We start from the raw sequence: 13,935 nt of genomic DNA, 5'->3' as shown, positions 1-13,935 counted from the left end.
TGCGCGGCCGGGTCCCACTATGCAACCGGCACCGCCCTCACTTTTCGCAACTGCGAGATACGCGACGCCTAGGGCATGAATTGGATGGTGCGGGCGAACTGAACGGGCTCGGGGCCCGGCTCGACCTCGGTTCCCTCGACCAGGGCGATCGCCGCCGCGCCGAAACCCATGCCGGGGTGCGTCTCGCCCAGCACGCTGCATTCGCCGACGCGCCCGTCGGTATGCGCCGTGCACTCCAGGGTCACGGCCACGCCAGCCAGGACCGGGGCGGGGGCCGCCGAGGCCGCATAGGCGATGGGTTGCAGGGCCGGCGCGAGCGGACGGTCCGAGGTCTTGGCCAGACCGGCGTTGGTGGACAGGGCAGCGGCGAGGATCAGGGCGATCATGGGGTGGACCTTCTTACTGGTCCATAAATGTCCGGGAAAAGAGTGAGTTCCACGACCGGCGATGTTTGGACCGGCTGCGTCTTCTGGGTCGCGATGGTGCCCCGGGCCGGGGTCGAACCGGCACTCCTTTCGGAACCGGATTTTGAGTCCGGCGCGTCTACCAGTTCCACCACCGGGGCCCGCAGGGGCACTCTTAGTGGGCTACCGCGCGTTGCGCTACTTGAGCCCGGACGATTTTTGCCAGAAGCCATAGTTCGCGCGAACCCCAACCCACGGTGCCAATTTGGGAGAGGCTCTTGCGTTCCATCGTGGTGTAACGCATTTGCGTTTTCATGACCGACCGCCTCCCCGATCTCGCCATCGTCTATGAGCATCCCGAATGGTTCGAGCCGCTGTTCGCGGCGCTGGACCGGCACGGCGTCTCCTATGTGAAGGTGCCGTTGGCCGGGCACAGCTTCGACCCGGCGACCAGCCCGGCCCCGGCGACCGTGGTGTTCAGCCGGGTGGCCATGTCGGCCTTCCTGCGCGATCCCGAACACCCGATCTTCTATGCCCAGAGCCTGTTCGAACACTGGCAGGGGCTGGGCACGCGGGTCGTGAACGCCTCGGCCCTGGCCATCGACACCTCCAAGGCGCGGCAGATGTCGCTGATCGCTCGGCTGGGCCTGAAGGGGCCGGCGACGCGCGTCGTGCACCGTCAGGCCGACCTGCCGGCGGCGGCCGAGGGCCTGCGGTTCCCCGTGCTGGTCAAGGCCGACATCGGCGGGGCCGGGGCCGGCATCACCCGCTATGAGAAGCCCGAGGCCCTGGCCGAGGCGGCGGGCGAGAAATGGGCTCCGGTGGGGATCAACGGCATCTCCCTGATCCAGGAGTACGCCCCTCGGCGCGACGGCAAGATCACCCGGGTCGAAACCCTGAACGGCCGCTTCCTGTATGCGCTGGACATCGAGAGCCCGGGCGATGCGTTCGACCTGTGCCCGGCCGACGCCTGTCTGGTGCGGCCGGGGGCGCCGACCCTGACCATGACGCGGACCACGCCGCCGCCCGAGATCGTCGCGGCGGTCGAGCGACTGGCGGTGGCGGCCGAGCTCGAGGTCGGGGGCGTCGAATATCTGATCGACGATCGCGACGGGTCGGCGCTGTTCTACGACATCAACGGCCTGTCCAACTTCGTCGCCAAACCGCTCGAGGTGCTGGGCTTCGACCCGCACGACGATCTGGTCGACTGGCTGAAGGGCATCGTCGCCGAGGAAAAGGCCAAGCGGGCCCAGGACAGCGAAGCATGAGATACGGATACTGGGCTCCCGTCTTCGGCGGCTGGCTGCGCAACATCGCCGACGAGCGCGAGGCCTCGTGGGAGAACATGGCCCGGCTGGTCAAGCGGTCCGAGGCCCTGGGTTACGACCTGACCCTGATCGCCGAGCTGAACCTGAACGACATCAAGGGCATCGAGGCTCCGGCCCTGGACGCCTGGTCGACGGCGGCGGCCCTGGCGGCGATCACCGAGACGATCGAGCTGATGGTGGCGGTGCGGCCGAACTTCCACCAGCCGGCCCTGTTCGCCAAGTCGGCGGCCAATATCGACCGGATCTCGAACGGGCGGCTGGCCCTGAACGTGGTCTCGTCCTGGTGGGCCAAGGAGGCGGAGAGCTATGGTCTGCAGTTCGACCAGCACGACGACCGCTATGGCCGCACCACCGAATGGCTGCAGGTCCTGAGCCGTCTGTGGACCGAACAGCGGGTCGATTTCGAAGGGAAATTCTACACGCTGAAGGACGCGATCGTGGAGCCCAAGCCCACCTCCACGCCGGACCGCCCGCGGCCGGTCATCTATGCCGGCGGCGAGTCCGAGGCGGCCAAGACCCTGATCGCCCGCCATTGCGACGCCTATGTCATGCACGGCGACGAGCCCGAGCACATCGCTGCCAAGGTGGCCGACATGCGGGCCCGGCGCGAGGCCTTCGGCCTGCCGCCGATGTCGTATGGCATGGCCGGCTATGCCATCGTGCGCGACACCCAGGCCGAGGCGGACCGGGAGCTGGAGCGGATCACGACCATTCCCGGCCTGGCCGACGGATCCCCGCCGGCCGGCTTCGCCAATTTCGACCAGTGGCTGTCGGGGACCGAGCTGGAGCGCGAGCTGAAGATCCGCGAATACAGCGTCTCCAACCGCGGCCTGCGCCCCGGCTTCGTCGGCACGCCCGAAACCGTCCGTGAACGGATCGAAGAGTTCGAGGCCGCCGGTCTGGACCTCGTCCTGCTGCAGATGTCGCCGCAGGAGGAGGAGATGGAGCGGTTCTCGGCCCAGGTGATGCGGGCGCGCTAGCGCATCCGGTACTCGACCCGGAAGCCGACCATCCGGGGCGCATACTGTCCGGGGGTCTCGCCGGGACTGACCAGCCGGGCCGCATCCACGGACCGCAGGGCATTGCGTCCGAACCCGCCGTCGAGCGGAAACTCGGACTCGACCTGACACTGGCTCGGTCGCCCGTCCGGCTCGACGACGCAGGTCAGGACGGCATAGCCCTCGGCATAGGTGTTCCGGGGATAGACCGGGCGCGGCTGTCGGGCCCAGGTCATGCCGTCCGGCAGGCCGCTTTCGGCGATATCCGGCAGCAGGGCGTCGCGGGGATCCTCCAGCGGACGTCCGCAGGCGGTCAGGGTCTCTTCGATGGCGGCCGAGGAGGCGGGCAGGGTCAGGTTATGACGCAGGTTGCGCCCGCCCGCGGCGCCACCGGGGATGACGATGCTGACGGCACCGCCTTCGCGCAGCTCGCGCGCCAGGGAGGCGGGGTAGTCCGCCAGGGCGGCCGTGCGGTCCGTCGCCACGTTCCACGTGGTGTCGTCCGGCTCCTCATCGTTGACCCCGATCGTCAGCTTCCGGGTCCGGATGGATCGTGACACCTCCGGCAGGCCGCCGATGATTGCGCCGTAGACGCCGTCCACGCAGCGGAAGGCGATGGTCAGGCCCGTGGACAAGGGGATGAACGCCACCACCGCCTTGATGGCCGGATCACGCGCGATCTCCCAGTCGTCGGCGGCGTCCTGGGCCAGCGCCGTTCCCGCGCAGGCCACCAGGATGAGGGTGCTGATGCACTTCATACGCATGAGGATCCTCCGGGATCGGGTCAGGCCGCCGGCGCCGGCGCGACGTGGTCGTCGGGCAGGCCGGCCTGGATGCGACGGGCGCGGATATACATCTCCACCCGTTGGGTGATGACCATGGCGGCGGCGAACAGCAGAAAGGCGTCCTGGATCGCCAGGGCGTTCAGGTGCCAGGTCGTCGCATGGGCCTCCAGCCAGGGCCGCATCAGGGTCCGGCTGCCCATCAGGCCCACGATCAGGATGATCCCCAGGGGCGAGGCCTGGGTTAGCAGGCCGCCGTCCGGCGCGCGTTCGATCGTCGTCATCCGGCCCCGCTGATAGCCGGCGGCGGCCCCCAGGATCAGGCCGACGGCCAGGATGGACCAGGCGCCGAGGCCGAATGGCGTCTGCGTGACGCCCGGGGCCATCGACATGCCCCACAGGCCGAAGCCGGCCGCCAGGGCGACCAGCACCGGCGCGATCCACATATACCGCACGCGCAGGGGGCGCGGCTTCTGGTTGCGGAACAGGATGATGATCAGGGCGATGCCGATGCCGATCAGCGGCCCGTATGCCTGCGGCGTCATGAGCGGCTCCCCCCGTTCGGAAGAGGCTAACCCGCCCCCGACGGGTCCGGCAAGGCCGGCTCAGCCCAGGGGCGCGACGACCTGTTCGATGGCCCCGAAGATCGAATGGTGGCGGCCGTCCAGCATCTCGATCCGGACCGTGTCGCCATGGCGCAGGAAGGGCGTGACCGGCGCGCCGGTGGCCAGGGTCTCGACCGTGCGGACCTCGGCGATGCAGGAATAGCCCAGGCCGCCGTCGGCGACGGGGCGGCCCGGACCGCCGTCCGCGTCCTTGTTGGACACCGTGCCCGAGCCGATGACCGTCCCGGCGACCAGATCCCGGGTCCTGGCCAGGTGGGCGATCAGGACACCGAAATCGAAGGTCATGTCGACGCTGGCGTCGGCGCGGCCGAAGTCCGCCCCGTTCAGCTGGACCGACAGGGCTCCGCTCAGCTTGCCGCCGTCCCAGGCCTCGCCCAGGGCATCGGGGGTGACGAAGACGGGGGACAGGGCCGAGGCGGGCTTGGACTGGACGAAGCCGAACCCCTTGGCCAGTTCGCCGGGGATCAGGTTGCGCAGCGAGACGTCGTTAACCAGACCGACCAGGCGAATGTGCCCGCGTGCGTCTTCGGGCGTCACGCCCTGGGGCACGTCGCCCGTCACGACGACGATCTCCGCCTCCAGGTCGCAGCCCCAGCTTTCGTCGGCCAGGGGGATGGGATCGCGCGCCCCCATGAAATGGTCGGACCCGCCCTGATACATCAGGGGGTCGGTCCAGAAGGTGGCGGGCATCTCGGCTCCGCGCTCCTTCCGCACCAGTTCGACGTGGTTCACATAGGCCGAACCATCGGCCCACTGATAGGCGCGGGGCAGGGGGGCGGCCGCGTCGCGTTCGTGGAAGCGCCCGCGCGGCACGGCCTCATGCTCCAGGCTTTCGGCCAGGGCGCGCAGCAGGGGCTCGCAGCGCGCCCAGTCGTCCAGCGCCGCCTGCAGGGTCGGGGCGATCAGGAAGGCGTCGGTGAACCAGGCGAGATCGCTGGAGACGACGACGAGGCGGCCGTCACGGCCGTGCTTGAGCGAGGCGAGTTTCATCCGGAAAGGCTAGGCGGTTTTCGGTCCGGAGGGAACGGTCACCTGCGGGACCCGACAGAGAGCCGCCGCGGCTCCGATTTGGGCGGCGTCGGCAGGCGGCACAGGGCGTCGCGGGCCTGGCGAAGCTCGCGCACGCGTGCAGCATCGCGCGACCAATGGTCGTGAAACTGGCGCACCGCACGCGACAGGGCGTCGATCTGTTCCGGGCCGGTCATCGGAACCGGGTCCGCCTTGGCCTCCAGGGCCGGCTTTTCAGTCTTGGGCGCGGCGTGGTCGCAGCCCGGCTTGTGGCTGGACTGGCATCCGCAGGCCGGCGGCGGGCCCCCCACCACGAAATGGGTCACCGTGATCGCGGGCGGCGACGGGCGGGCGCAGCTGCAGGCCTTGGGCTGGCCGCATCCGCAGCCCTCTGCGCCCTTGGCGTCGTGACTGGCCGGGGCCGGTGCCGGGGACGGGGTGTCCGGCTTCTTGGGCTCCGTCTTCTCGCCCTTCAACGCGTCGTCCAGGGCCTTCGCCAGGCCGGAAACACCCTTCGCCAGCTCGAGGACGGGCCCCAGATGATCATGGATGGCCGTGCGCAGGGCCTGGGCCCGGAACTTGAGCTCGTCCGAGGACGCCGCCATCGCCGCCGTCGAGGCGGCGAGGATGGCCTTGTGGATTTCATCCGGAGCCTTGTCGCCGCCAGGACCGTCCGCGCGGATCGCCTGACGGTGCCCCATCAGATAGGCTCCGACAGCCACCGCCAGCAGAATGAGCAGCAAGGCGAGCGCGAGCAGAGGCGGCACGCCCAGGAAAAGGTCGCCCTCCGAGGGCGTATAGACGGCTTCGGCCGCGCTGAAATCCGACGGATACATGCCTTCTCCCGAACTGGCGTTCGCCGAGCGGATGATGGCTCAACCGCGACGCCTTGGCGACGGAAAAGGTTAACGCGGTTCTGTGAAGGTTGTGGGTGGCGGCGTCAGATCGGGGCGTGCAGCAGGGCGCGAGCCTCGACGCCGGTTCGGGCCGCCGCGTCGCGCACCTCGACCTCGATGACGATGGCGCCTTCGGGGTCATGGGCCCACAGGTAGCGGCGCTCGACCTCGACGGTGCGGCCGGAGGGGGCGAAGCCCTCGAAACTGTCGCCCCAGGGCGTGATCCGCTTCAGCTCGGGCCAGGTCATGGCGCAGGCGGCGGTCAGCTCCTCCTGCGCCATGGCGGTCAGTTCGTCGGGGGCGTCGGTCATTCTTCGTCCGCATAGATGGCCACGGAGGCGGCGGCATCGGCGGTCACCCCCCCGCGATACATGCCCGGAGTCGTCAGGGCGAAGGCGGGCTGGCCCCGGGTGTCCATCACGACGACCCCGCCATATCCCCCCAGCGACAGGGCGTCGTCGACCTCCGCCTGGGCCGCGGCCCGCGCGGTCTGGCCGGCGGCGATCCGGGCGCAGATGTCGCGGGCCACCGTGGCGCGGATGTAGAACTCCCCGTCGCCGGTCGCCGACACCGCGCAGCCGTCGGCGTTCGAGGCATAGGTGCCCGCCCCGATGACCGGCACGTCCCCGACCCGGCCCGGGCGCTTGCCGGTGGTCCCGCCGGTCGAGGTGCCGGCCGCCAGATGACCCCGACTGTCCCGAGCGACCGCCCCGACCGTGCCGAATTTCCGCTCGTCCAGCGGCGGGGCCGGCGCGGTCGCCGCCATGCCCAGGGGCGAACCGGGCGCGCCCGCGGGCGGCAGGGGGGTGGGTCGGCCTTGCTCGGTCAGGACCCGGATCAGTTGATCCCAGCGCCGCTGGGTGAAGAAGAAGGACGGCGGAACCTGCTCCAGCCCGAGCGAGGCCGCGAAGGTGTCGGCTCCCGGTCCGATCAGCATCACGTGGGGGCTCTGCTCCATCACCGCGCGGGCCGCCGCGATCGGGTGGCGGGTCGTGATCAAGCCGGCCACGGCCCCCGCGCTGCGGTCCGTGCCGTTCATGACGGCCGCATCCAGCTCGTTGGTCCCTGCCGCCGTGAAGACCGCGCCGCGTCCGGCGTTGAACAGGGGGTCGTCTTCCATCAGCTCGACCGCCGCCTGTACCGCATCCAGGGCGGCGCCGCCGTCGCGCAGCACCGCGGCCCCGGCCTCCAGCGCCCGGGCCAGAGAGACGCGATAGGCTGCGTCCTGTTCGGGCGTCAGACTGGCCCGTTCGATCGTGCCGGCCCCACCGTGAATGGCGAAGGACCAGGCGGGAACCTCCTGCGCCGCCGCTCCGCCGGCGACGGTCAGCAGGGCGAGCAGCGCGAGTCCGTGAGGCTTCAGCGTGGGCATTGGTACGTCATCCCTGTTAGAGGTATGGTCCGGACATGTCCGAGGTCACCGACATCGTCATCCCGACGCTTCGCAAGATCTTGGAGGATCTGTCGAGCGTGAAGGACGATATGACCCTGATCAAGGTCCGGATGACCGGCCTCGAAGAGAACATGGCCGGGATGAACCAGCGCATGGACAAGCTTGAAACTCGGGGTGAGCGCATCGAGCGCCGTCTGGACCTCGTCGAGGTCTGATCAGTCGGCGCGCCGGTGATGCGCCCGTTTCCATACCCGGTAGGCGATGATCGGCACGAAGCCGCCGACCAGGGCGCAGGCCAGCACGACCCAGAAGCCGCCGCCCAGGCCGAACTCGCCCACCAGCCCGCCCACGGCCGCCGCGACGACCGGGCCCAGGAACGGCAGCCAGGAAGGGGGCGCGACCCTAATGGGCGTCGACCTTGATGACGCCGCGACGGATCTGGTCCAGCTCGATGGAATCGAACAGGGCCTGGAAATTGCCGTTGCCGAAGCCCTCGTTGCCCTTGCGCTGGATGATCTCGAAGAAGATCGGGCCGAAGGTATCCTGGGTGAAGATCTGCAGCAGCAGGCCGTCCTCGTCCGAGCCGTCGATCAGGATGCGGTTCTGGCGCATTCGCTCGACGTCGTGCCCGTGGTTGGGCAGGCGTTTGTCGATCAGTTCGAAATAGGTCTCGATCGTGTCCTGGAACAGCACGCCGCGCTCGCGCATCGTCTCGACCGTGTGGAAGATGTCGTCGGTGGCCAGGGCGATATGCTGGATGCCTTCGCCGTTGTAGCGCTTCAGGAACTCCTCGATCTGGGAGTTGTCGTCCTGGCTCTCGTTCAGGGGAATGCGGATGGCGCGGTCGGGCGCGATCATCGCCTGGCTGAACAGGCCGGTCGCCTTGCCCTTGATGTCGAAATATTTCTGCTCCTCGAAGGCGAAGACGTCGCCGTAGAAGCCGGACCAGGTGCGCATCTGGCCGCGTTTGACGTTGTGGGTCAGGTGGTCGAGCAGGTGCAGGCCGACGTTGTTCTTGCGCTCGGCCTCTTCCCAGCCCTCGACCTCGTCCCAGGCGTCGTACAGCGAGCCCGCCTCGCCATAGGCGTCGATGATGTAGAGCAGGCTGCCGCCGATGCCGCGCAGCACATAGGCCCCCTCGCCCAGGGCCCCGCCGTCGTGGGCGTCGGCCGGATGGGCCCCCCGCGCCACGGCGGCGTCATAGGCGGCCTTGGCGTCGTTGACGCGAAAGGCCATGCCGTTGGCCGAGGGGCCGTGGTCGCGGGCGAACTCGCCGGCGTGGCCGTCGGGTTTCGTGTGGACCAGGAAGGTGATGTCGCCCTGTTTCAGGCGCACCACGCCGTTCTTCGGGTTCACGTGGGTCTGGACGAAGCCCATGATCTCGATCTGGCGGATCATGGCCTGGGGGTCCGGGCCGGTGAATTCGACGAATTCGAAGCCGTCCACGCCGAGGGGATTTTCATAGGCGGGGATCGTGGCGTCGGGCGTGGCCGTCGGCGCGGTCAGGTCGTCCATCGTGCGTCTCCTGAAATCTTGCGGGACCAGTCCAGCTGGTCGATTGGCGCGGAACCTAGTGGCGCCGGCGCAACAAGCCAAGGCGGAGTCGCGCAGAGGTGAACAGGTCTCGCCAGCGTCGCAGGATTTGAGTAGGGCAGCAGGATGACCGATTTCACCAACCGGCACACCGACGACCACCGCCTGGGGTTCATCGCGATGATCGCCGATCTGGCGCGCGTTTCGGGGCCGGACGGCCTGACCCTGCGCGAGATCCGCGACCGGCTGGACGAGCGGGCGTTCGGCCTGATGATCCTGATTCTGGCCATCCCCTGCCTGGTCCCGGCGCTGTATGGCGTGCCCCAGATCGTGGGTGTCCCCATCCTGCTGCTGGCGGGCCAGATGCTGATCGGGCGCGAGGAGCCGTGGCTGCCCGAAACCGTGCTGAAGCGGACGGTGTCCAAGGCCATGCTGGACCGGATGGCCGACTTCGCCACCAAGCGGATGGGGTGGTTCGAACGCCTGTCCCGGCCGCGCCTGACCGTCTTCACCCGCGGCCTCGCCGAACAGGCGGCGGCGGCCTTCATGATCCTGGCCACCGTCACCATCGTCCTGCCGATGACCAACACCGTCCCCTCGGTGGCGCTGAGCCTGCTGTCGGTGGGTCTGATCCAGCGCGACGGCCTGTTCGTCGCGGCCGGCGCCGCGGTGGCGACGGCCTGGGCGACGGCGCTGGCGGTGGTGGGGATCGGCTTCTTCGTGGGGGCGGGCTGGGCCGTCGGCCTGATGGCGCACTTCACCGGCTGAGCGGGATGGCGCGGGGTCCCGGCCCCGGTTAAGAACGACGGCATGAGCGCCTATCGCCTTCTGACCCGCTGGTGGACCGCCTTTGCCCTGGTCATCTCCCTGGCCATGCTGGGGTTCGCCCACGCGTCCGAGCGGTTCGCCGGCCTGTCGCCCTGCAATCTCTGCCTGAAACAGCGCGAGGTCTTCTGGGGCGCGGTGGCCGTGGCCCTGGTCGCCACCGCCTGGGCGGTCATCAGCCAGGCGCGGCGCGGCACGCCCCGCATCGCCGCCTTCCTGCTGTTCGTCATCTTCCTGACCGGGGCCATCACCGCCGGCTTCCACGCCGGGGGTGAGTTGAAGTGGTGGAGCCTGCCCGCGACCTGCGCCGGCGGGGACACCGCCGATCTGGAAAGCCTTACGTCGCTGGCCCTGGGCGTGGGCGAGCCGACGCGGATCGCCATGTGCGACGCGGTGACGTGGCAGTTCCTCGGCCTGTCCATGGCAGGATGGAACGCGGTGATGTCCGCCGCATTGGCAGGGTTCAGCCTGCTCGCCGCCAAGAGACCCAAGGATGCCAGAGCCCCGAAACACTAAGCGCGGTATCCCGCTGCCCCGCCCCGGGCAGGGTCAGACGCGCGCGCGTCTGGCTGAGATCCTGCGTGTCGATCACGCCGGCGAGTACGGGGCGGTGAAGATCTATCAGGCCCAGGCGGCAGTGTTCCGCAACGCGCCCGGCAAGGCCGCCCTGACCGCCGACATGGAGGCCATGCAGGCGGGCGAAGCGGTGCACAAGGCGCGCTTCGACGCCCTGCTGAACGAACATCGGGTCGCGCCGACGGCGCTGCTGCCGCTGTGGTCCCTGGCCGCGACGGGCCTGGGCACCGTCACCGCCCTGATGGGCGAGAAGGCGGCCCACGCCTGCACCGAGGCGGTCGAGAGCGTGATCGAGGAACACTACGCCGACCAGATCGCCGAACTGTCAGAACGCGAGCCGGACCTCGCCGCCGAACTGACCCGGTTCCGCGAGGAGGAACTGGACCACCACGACCACGCCGTCGAACACGGCAGCCGCGACGCCCCCGGCTATCGCCTGCTCAGCGCCGTGATCAAGGCCGGCTGTAAGGTGGCGATCAAGGTCAGCGAACGCGTTTAGGTGGCACCTCTCCCTCCCCCTCGGGGGAGGGTGGCTGAGCGCAGCGAAGCCGGGTGGGGGCGGCAAGGAAAGCCAGCACGGGACTGTGTCCGCGTCGCCCGGCCCTTCCCACCCCGTCGCTGCTTCGCATCGACGACCCTCCCCCCAGGGGGAGGGAGAAGGCCTATCGTGCCACATCGAACGCCAGCAGCAGGGTCTTCTGCAGCGGGTTGTTGTTGTCGTCGCTGAGCAGATACAGGCGCGTCCCGGTCGCCGTGGGAACCGCCGCGATGCCCTCGAAATTGTCGGTCGAGGCCGGAGGGCGCAGCTGGATGAGGGGGGCGGACAGGACGCCGTCCGGCGACAGGCGACGCACCCGGCTCCGCATGTCCAGCGGCGGACGATAATAGCGCTCGACCACGAACCAGCCGCCGTCGGGGTCCTGATCGGCCCCGGTGAAGCGATAGCCGTCGGCGGGCAGGACCGGGGCCGACCCCAGCGTCGCGCAGCTGGCTTGGCAGACCCAGGCCCCGCCGCCTTCGCCCAGGACCAGCCAGCCGCCGTCGGGGGCGGTGGCCAGCCCCTCCATCCCCTCGTTGAAGGGGAACGTGGTGCCCGGATGCGCCACGGCCACGGGCGTGCGGCCGGCATCCGCCCCATAGGACCAGATGCGATCGTCCCGCTCGAAAGCGACCAGCACCCGCGCGTCGGACAGGATCGTCAGGCCCTCGGCGTCGGCCCTGGGCTTGGGTGCCAGAGCCTGTCCGTCCGGGCCGCTCAAAGCCCGGCTGACGGCGTCTTGCGCCCCGATCAGGCGACCGTTCGCGTCGCGCCGGAGGGTGAACCGGACCAGATAGCCCAAGTCGCTGACCGCCCAGGCGCGGCCGTCCTGCACCTTTAGGTCCGACAGCCCGTGCAGCGCCGCGCCGCGCAAGATCAGCCCGCCACCGTACCGGACGCCGGGGGCCAGGGTCGCGCCCCCGATGCCCAGGGGCACGGCCCGCGCCTCGATCCGGATCGATCGGTCTTCCGCGGGAGAGGGCGGGGGTGTCGCGGTGGCCACCGCCGCGCAGGCGGCCGCGGCCAGCAGCCCCGTCGCCGCCAGCGACCGACCGAGCGACCGCATCATGCCGCCCGTTTCAGCCGCCGACCGCCACGTTTGCCGGTGTCCTTGGGGGCCGCCTCGAACAGTTCGGCCAGTTTCTCGATCATGACCCCGCCCAGCTGTTCGACGTCGACGATGGTGACCGCGCGGCGGTACCAGCGGGTCACGTCGTGGCCGATGCCGATGGCGATCAGCTCGACCGGGCTCTGGGTCTCGATCCGCTCGATGACCGCGCGTAGATGCTTGTCCAGGTACAGGGCCGCGTTGGCCGACTGGGTGGAATCGTCGACCGGCGAACCGTCTGAAATGACCATCAGGATCTGGCGCGCCTCGGGCCGGGCCTTCAGCCGGTCGTGCGCCCAGGTCAGGGCCTCGCCGTCGATGTTTTCCTTCAGCAGGCCTTCGCGCATCATCAGGCCGAGGTTCTTCTTGGCCCGCCGCCACGGCGCGTCCGCCGACTTGTAGATGATGTGGCGCAGGTCGTTGAGCCGGCCGGGCATGGGCGGCTTGCCGGCGGTGATCCAGGCCTCGCGCGCCTGGCCGCCCTTCCAGGCGCGGGTGGTGAAGCCCAGGATCTCGACCTTGACCCCGCACCGCTCCAGGGTCCGCGCCAGGATGTCGGCGCAGACGGCCGCGACCATGATCGGCCGGCCGCGCATGGAGCCGGAGTTGTCGAGCAGCAGGGTCACCACCGTGTCGCGGAACGGGCTCTCGGATTCGGCCTTGAACGTGAGCGGACTGGTCGGGTCGGTGATGATCCGGGTCAGGCGGGCGGTGTCCAGCACGCCCTCCTCCAGGTCGAAGGACCAGCTGCGGTTCTGCTGCGCCATCAGCCGGCGCTGCAGCTTGTTGGCCAGGCGGGCAACGACAGACGACAGGATGGTCAGCTGCTGGTCCAGCAGGCTGCGCAGCCGGTCCAGCTCCATCGGATCGCACAGGTCGGCGGCGTCGATGATCTCGTCGTGGGCGGTGGTGAAGACGCGGTAGGCGTCGATGACGCGGCCGTCGTCGGCATTGTCCTGGCGGTTCGGCAGAGCCCCCTCGGCCACGTCCGGCCCGTCGTCGGCCGTATCGCCGTCCCGCTCGGCGGGCGAGCCGTCCGGGCGTCCCTCGCGCTCCTGTTCGGCGGTCGGATCCTCCGAGGCCCCGTCCATCGACTGGCCACCCTCGCCGCCGCCCTCGTCCTCCTCGTCCTCCGAGTCCTCGGACTCCTCGGGCTGCTGGGGCGGCGGTTCGTCCTCGCCGGGATCGTCATTGGCCTCGTCGCCGCGCCCGTCGCCGGGATCCAGGTCGAGGTCGCGCAGCACATCCTTCAGCGCCGCCGCGAAGGCCGCCTGGTCGCCCGCGGTCAGGGCCAGCCGGTCCAGGGCGCCGCCCGCCCGGCCCTCGATATCGTCCCGGACCAGGTCCAGCATCGACCTGGCCCCGTCCGGGCTGCGCTGGCCGGTGACCCGCTCGCGCAGCAGCAGGGCGACCGCCTCGGCCACCGGGACCCGGTCGGCCTGGGTCGCCCGCAGCGCGCCGGTCTTCTCCAGCCGGGTCAGCAGGGCGGCGTTCATGTTCGACCGCACCCCGGCCAGGGCGGTCGAGCCGTGCGCCTCGACCCGGGCCTGTTCGACCGCCTCGAACACCTCGGCCGCCTTGCTGTCCAGCGGCCGCAGGACGGCGTGGACCGCCGGGTCGTGGTTGGCCAGGCGCAGCGCCAGCCTGTCGGCCTGGCCCCGGATCGTGGCGCTGTCGCCGTCGGTCGGATTGCGCGGCGGATGGGGCAGGGTCAGGACCCCGTTGGTCAGGCGCGGACCATCTGTGCCGAACACCACCTCCAGCTCGGACTGCTCCGCCAGGGCCCGGGCCGCATGGGCCAGCGCGCGTTTGAAGACCTCGGCGGGGGTGTCGGCGGGGGGCATGGGGCGTAACTAATGCCTGAGCGGCGGAGAGGCCAGTGCGACGTGGTCTCTCCCTCCCCCTGCGGGGGAGGGGGGG

17 protein-coding genes and 1 tRNA gene are annotated in these 13,935 nt (G+C 70.1%); 6 read left to right on the top strand and 12 right to left on the bottom strand.

All coding sequences use genetic code 11. The annotated features are described in order from the left end of the window. Positions 1 to 68 precede the first annotated feature (68 nt). Both BZG35_RS17315 and BZG35_RS17310 read right to left on the bottom strand, forming a co-directional pair. Complete coding sequence (locus BZG35_RS17315) at positions 69 to 386, bottom strand: energy transducer TonB (protein ID WP_077357603.1); 318 nt, start codon at positions 384 to 386, stop codon at positions 69 to 71. A gap of 94 nt (positions 387 to 480) precedes the next feature. Next, positions 481 to 565, bottom strand: a tRNA-Leu gene (locus BZG35_RS17310). Positions 566 to 718: 153 nt separating this feature from the next. On the opposite strand from BZG35_RS17310, the gene BZG35_RS17305 reads away from it, so the two are divergent. After that, a complete protein-coding gene (locus tag BZG35_RS17305; RefSeq protein WP_077357601.1) occupies positions 719 to 1,672 on the top strand; it encodes a RimK family alpha-L-glutamate ligase in 954 nt (317 codons plus the stop codon). Then, complete coding sequence (locus BZG35_RS17300; protein WP_077357599.1) at positions 1,669 to 2,712, top strand: LLM class flavin-dependent oxidoreductase; 1,044 nt, start codon at positions 1,669 to 1,671, stop codon at positions 2,710 to 2,712. The genes BZG35_RS17305 and BZG35_RS17300 overlap by 4 nt, the downstream gene beginning before the upstream one ends. Here the strand turns inward: BZG35_RS17300 and BZG35_RS17295 are convergent. From BZG35_RS17295 to BZG35_RS17270, 6 genes are all read right to left on the bottom strand, one after another. After that, positions 2,709 to 3,488, bottom strand: coding sequence for an energy transducer TonB (locus tag BZG35_RS17295; protein ID WP_077357597.1), 780 nt, complete (start codon positions 3,486 to 3,488; stop codon positions 2,709 to 2,711). The two genes, BZG35_RS17300 and BZG35_RS17295, sit on opposite strands and share 4 nt — an antisense overlap. A 26-nt stretch (positions 3,489 to 3,514) precedes the next feature. Continuing rightward, positions 3,515 to 4,057, bottom strand: a complete 543-nt coding sequence (locus BZG35_RS17290; protein ID WP_077357595.1) for a CcdC protein domain-containing protein — start codon at positions 4,055 to 4,057, stop codon at positions 3,515 to 3,517. Between the two features lie 60 nt (positions 4,058 to 4,117). Beyond that, complete coding sequence (locus BZG35_RS17285; protein ID WP_077357593.1) at positions 4,118 to 5,128, bottom strand: fumarylacetoacetate hydrolase family protein; 1,011 nt, start codon at positions 5,126 to 5,128, stop codon at positions 4,118 to 4,120. 38 nt (positions 5,129 to 5,166) lie between these two features. Further along, positions 5,167 to 5,982, bottom strand: a complete 816-nt coding sequence (locus BZG35_RS17280) for a hypothetical protein (RefSeq protein ID WP_077357591.1) — start codon at positions 5,980 to 5,982, stop codon at positions 5,167 to 5,169. Between the two features lie 104 nt (positions 5,983 to 6,086). Then, positions 6,087 to 6,353: a hypothetical protein gene (locus BZG35_RS17275; RefSeq protein ID WP_077357589.1), complete on the bottom strand. Its 267-nt coding sequence runs from the start codon at positions 6,351 to 6,353 to the stop codon at positions 6,087 to 6,089. Continuing rightward, on the bottom strand, positions 6,350 to 7,414 hold the full coding sequence (locus BZG35_RS17270; RefSeq protein WP_077357587.1) for an isoaspartyl peptidase/L-asparaginase family protein: 1,065 nt from the start codon (positions 7,412 to 7,414) through the stop codon (positions 6,350 to 6,352). Before BZG35_RS17270 ends, BZG35_RS17275 begins: the two co-directional genes overlap by 4 nt. A gap of 35 nt (positions 7,415 to 7,449) precedes the next feature. On the opposite strand from BZG35_RS17270, the gene BZG35_RS17265 reads away from it, so the two are divergent. After that, positions 7,450 to 7,650: a hypothetical protein gene (locus BZG35_RS17265; RefSeq protein ID WP_077357585.1), complete on the top strand. Its 201-nt coding sequence runs from the start codon at positions 7,450 to 7,452 to the stop codon at positions 7,648 to 7,650. Here BZG35_RS17265 and BZG35_RS18370 read toward each other — a convergent pair whose 3' ends face one another. Continuing rightward, positions 7,651 to 7,785 carry a hypothetical protein gene (locus BZG35_RS18370; RefSeq protein ID WP_256364123.1) on the bottom strand — a complete coding sequence of 45 codons (135 nt, stop codon included), beginning with the start codon at positions 7,783 to 7,785 and terminating at the stop codon, positions 7,651 to 7,653. A gap of 52 nt (positions 7,786 to 7,837) precedes the next feature. Beyond that, complete coding sequence (gene hppD, locus BZG35_RS17255; RefSeq protein WP_077357581.1) at positions 7,838 to 8,950, bottom strand: 4-hydroxyphenylpyruvate dioxygenase; 1,113 nt, start codon at positions 8,948 to 8,950, stop codon at positions 7,838 to 7,840. A gap of 144 nt (positions 8,951 to 9,094) precedes the next feature. Between hppD and BZG35_RS17250 the strand changes: the two genes are divergently transcribed. Genes BZG35_RS17250 through BZG35_RS17240 form a run of 3 tightly spaced genes read left to right on the top strand, consistent with a single transcriptional unit; the run spans position 9,095 to position 10,868 of the window. Beyond that, on the top strand, positions 9,095 to 9,736 hold the full coding sequence (locus BZG35_RS17250) for an exopolysaccharide biosynthesis protein (protein WP_077357579.1): 642 nt from the start codon (positions 9,095 to 9,097) through the stop codon (positions 9,734 to 9,736). Between the two features lie 42 nt (positions 9,737 to 9,778). Further along, a complete protein-coding gene (locus BZG35_RS17245) occupies positions 9,779 to 10,309 on the top strand; it encodes a disulfide bond formation protein B (RefSeq protein WP_077357577.1) in 531 nt (176 codons plus the stop codon). Next, positions 10,287 to 10,868 (top strand): demethoxyubiquinone hydroxylase family protein, encoded by a 582-nt coding sequence (locus tag BZG35_RS17240; protein ID WP_077357575.1) that lies wholly within the window; start codon positions 10,287 to 10,289, stop codon positions 10,866 to 10,868. The genes BZG35_RS17245 and BZG35_RS17240 overlap by 23 nt, the downstream gene beginning before the upstream one ends. A 163-nt stretch (positions 10,869 to 11,031) precedes the next feature. Here BZG35_RS17240 and BZG35_RS17235 read toward each other — a convergent pair whose 3' ends face one another. Both BZG35_RS17235 and cobT read right to left on the bottom strand, forming a co-directional pair. Then, positions 11,032 to 11,976 (bottom strand): esterase-like activity of phytase family protein, encoded by a 945-nt coding sequence (locus BZG35_RS17235; RefSeq protein WP_253189219.1) that lies wholly within the window; start codon positions 11,974 to 11,976, stop codon positions 11,032 to 11,034. Beyond that, entirely contained in the window at positions 11,973 to 13,859 is a 1,887-nt protein-coding gene (gene cobT, locus BZG35_RS17230) for a cobaltochelatase subunit CobT (protein WP_077357573.1), read from the bottom strand. The genes BZG35_RS17235 and cobT overlap by 4 nt, the downstream gene beginning before the upstream one ends. Positions 13,860 to 13,935: the final 76 nt, after the last annotated feature.

Source organism: Brevundimonas sp. LM2, from assembly GCF_002002865.1.
Classification (GTDB): Bacteria; Pseudomonadota; Alphaproteobacteria; order Caulobacterales; family Caulobacteraceae; genus Brevundimonas.
The sequence above is the reverse complement of the archived record's forward strand: the minus strand, read 5'-3'. Positions and strand labels throughout refer to the sequence as shown.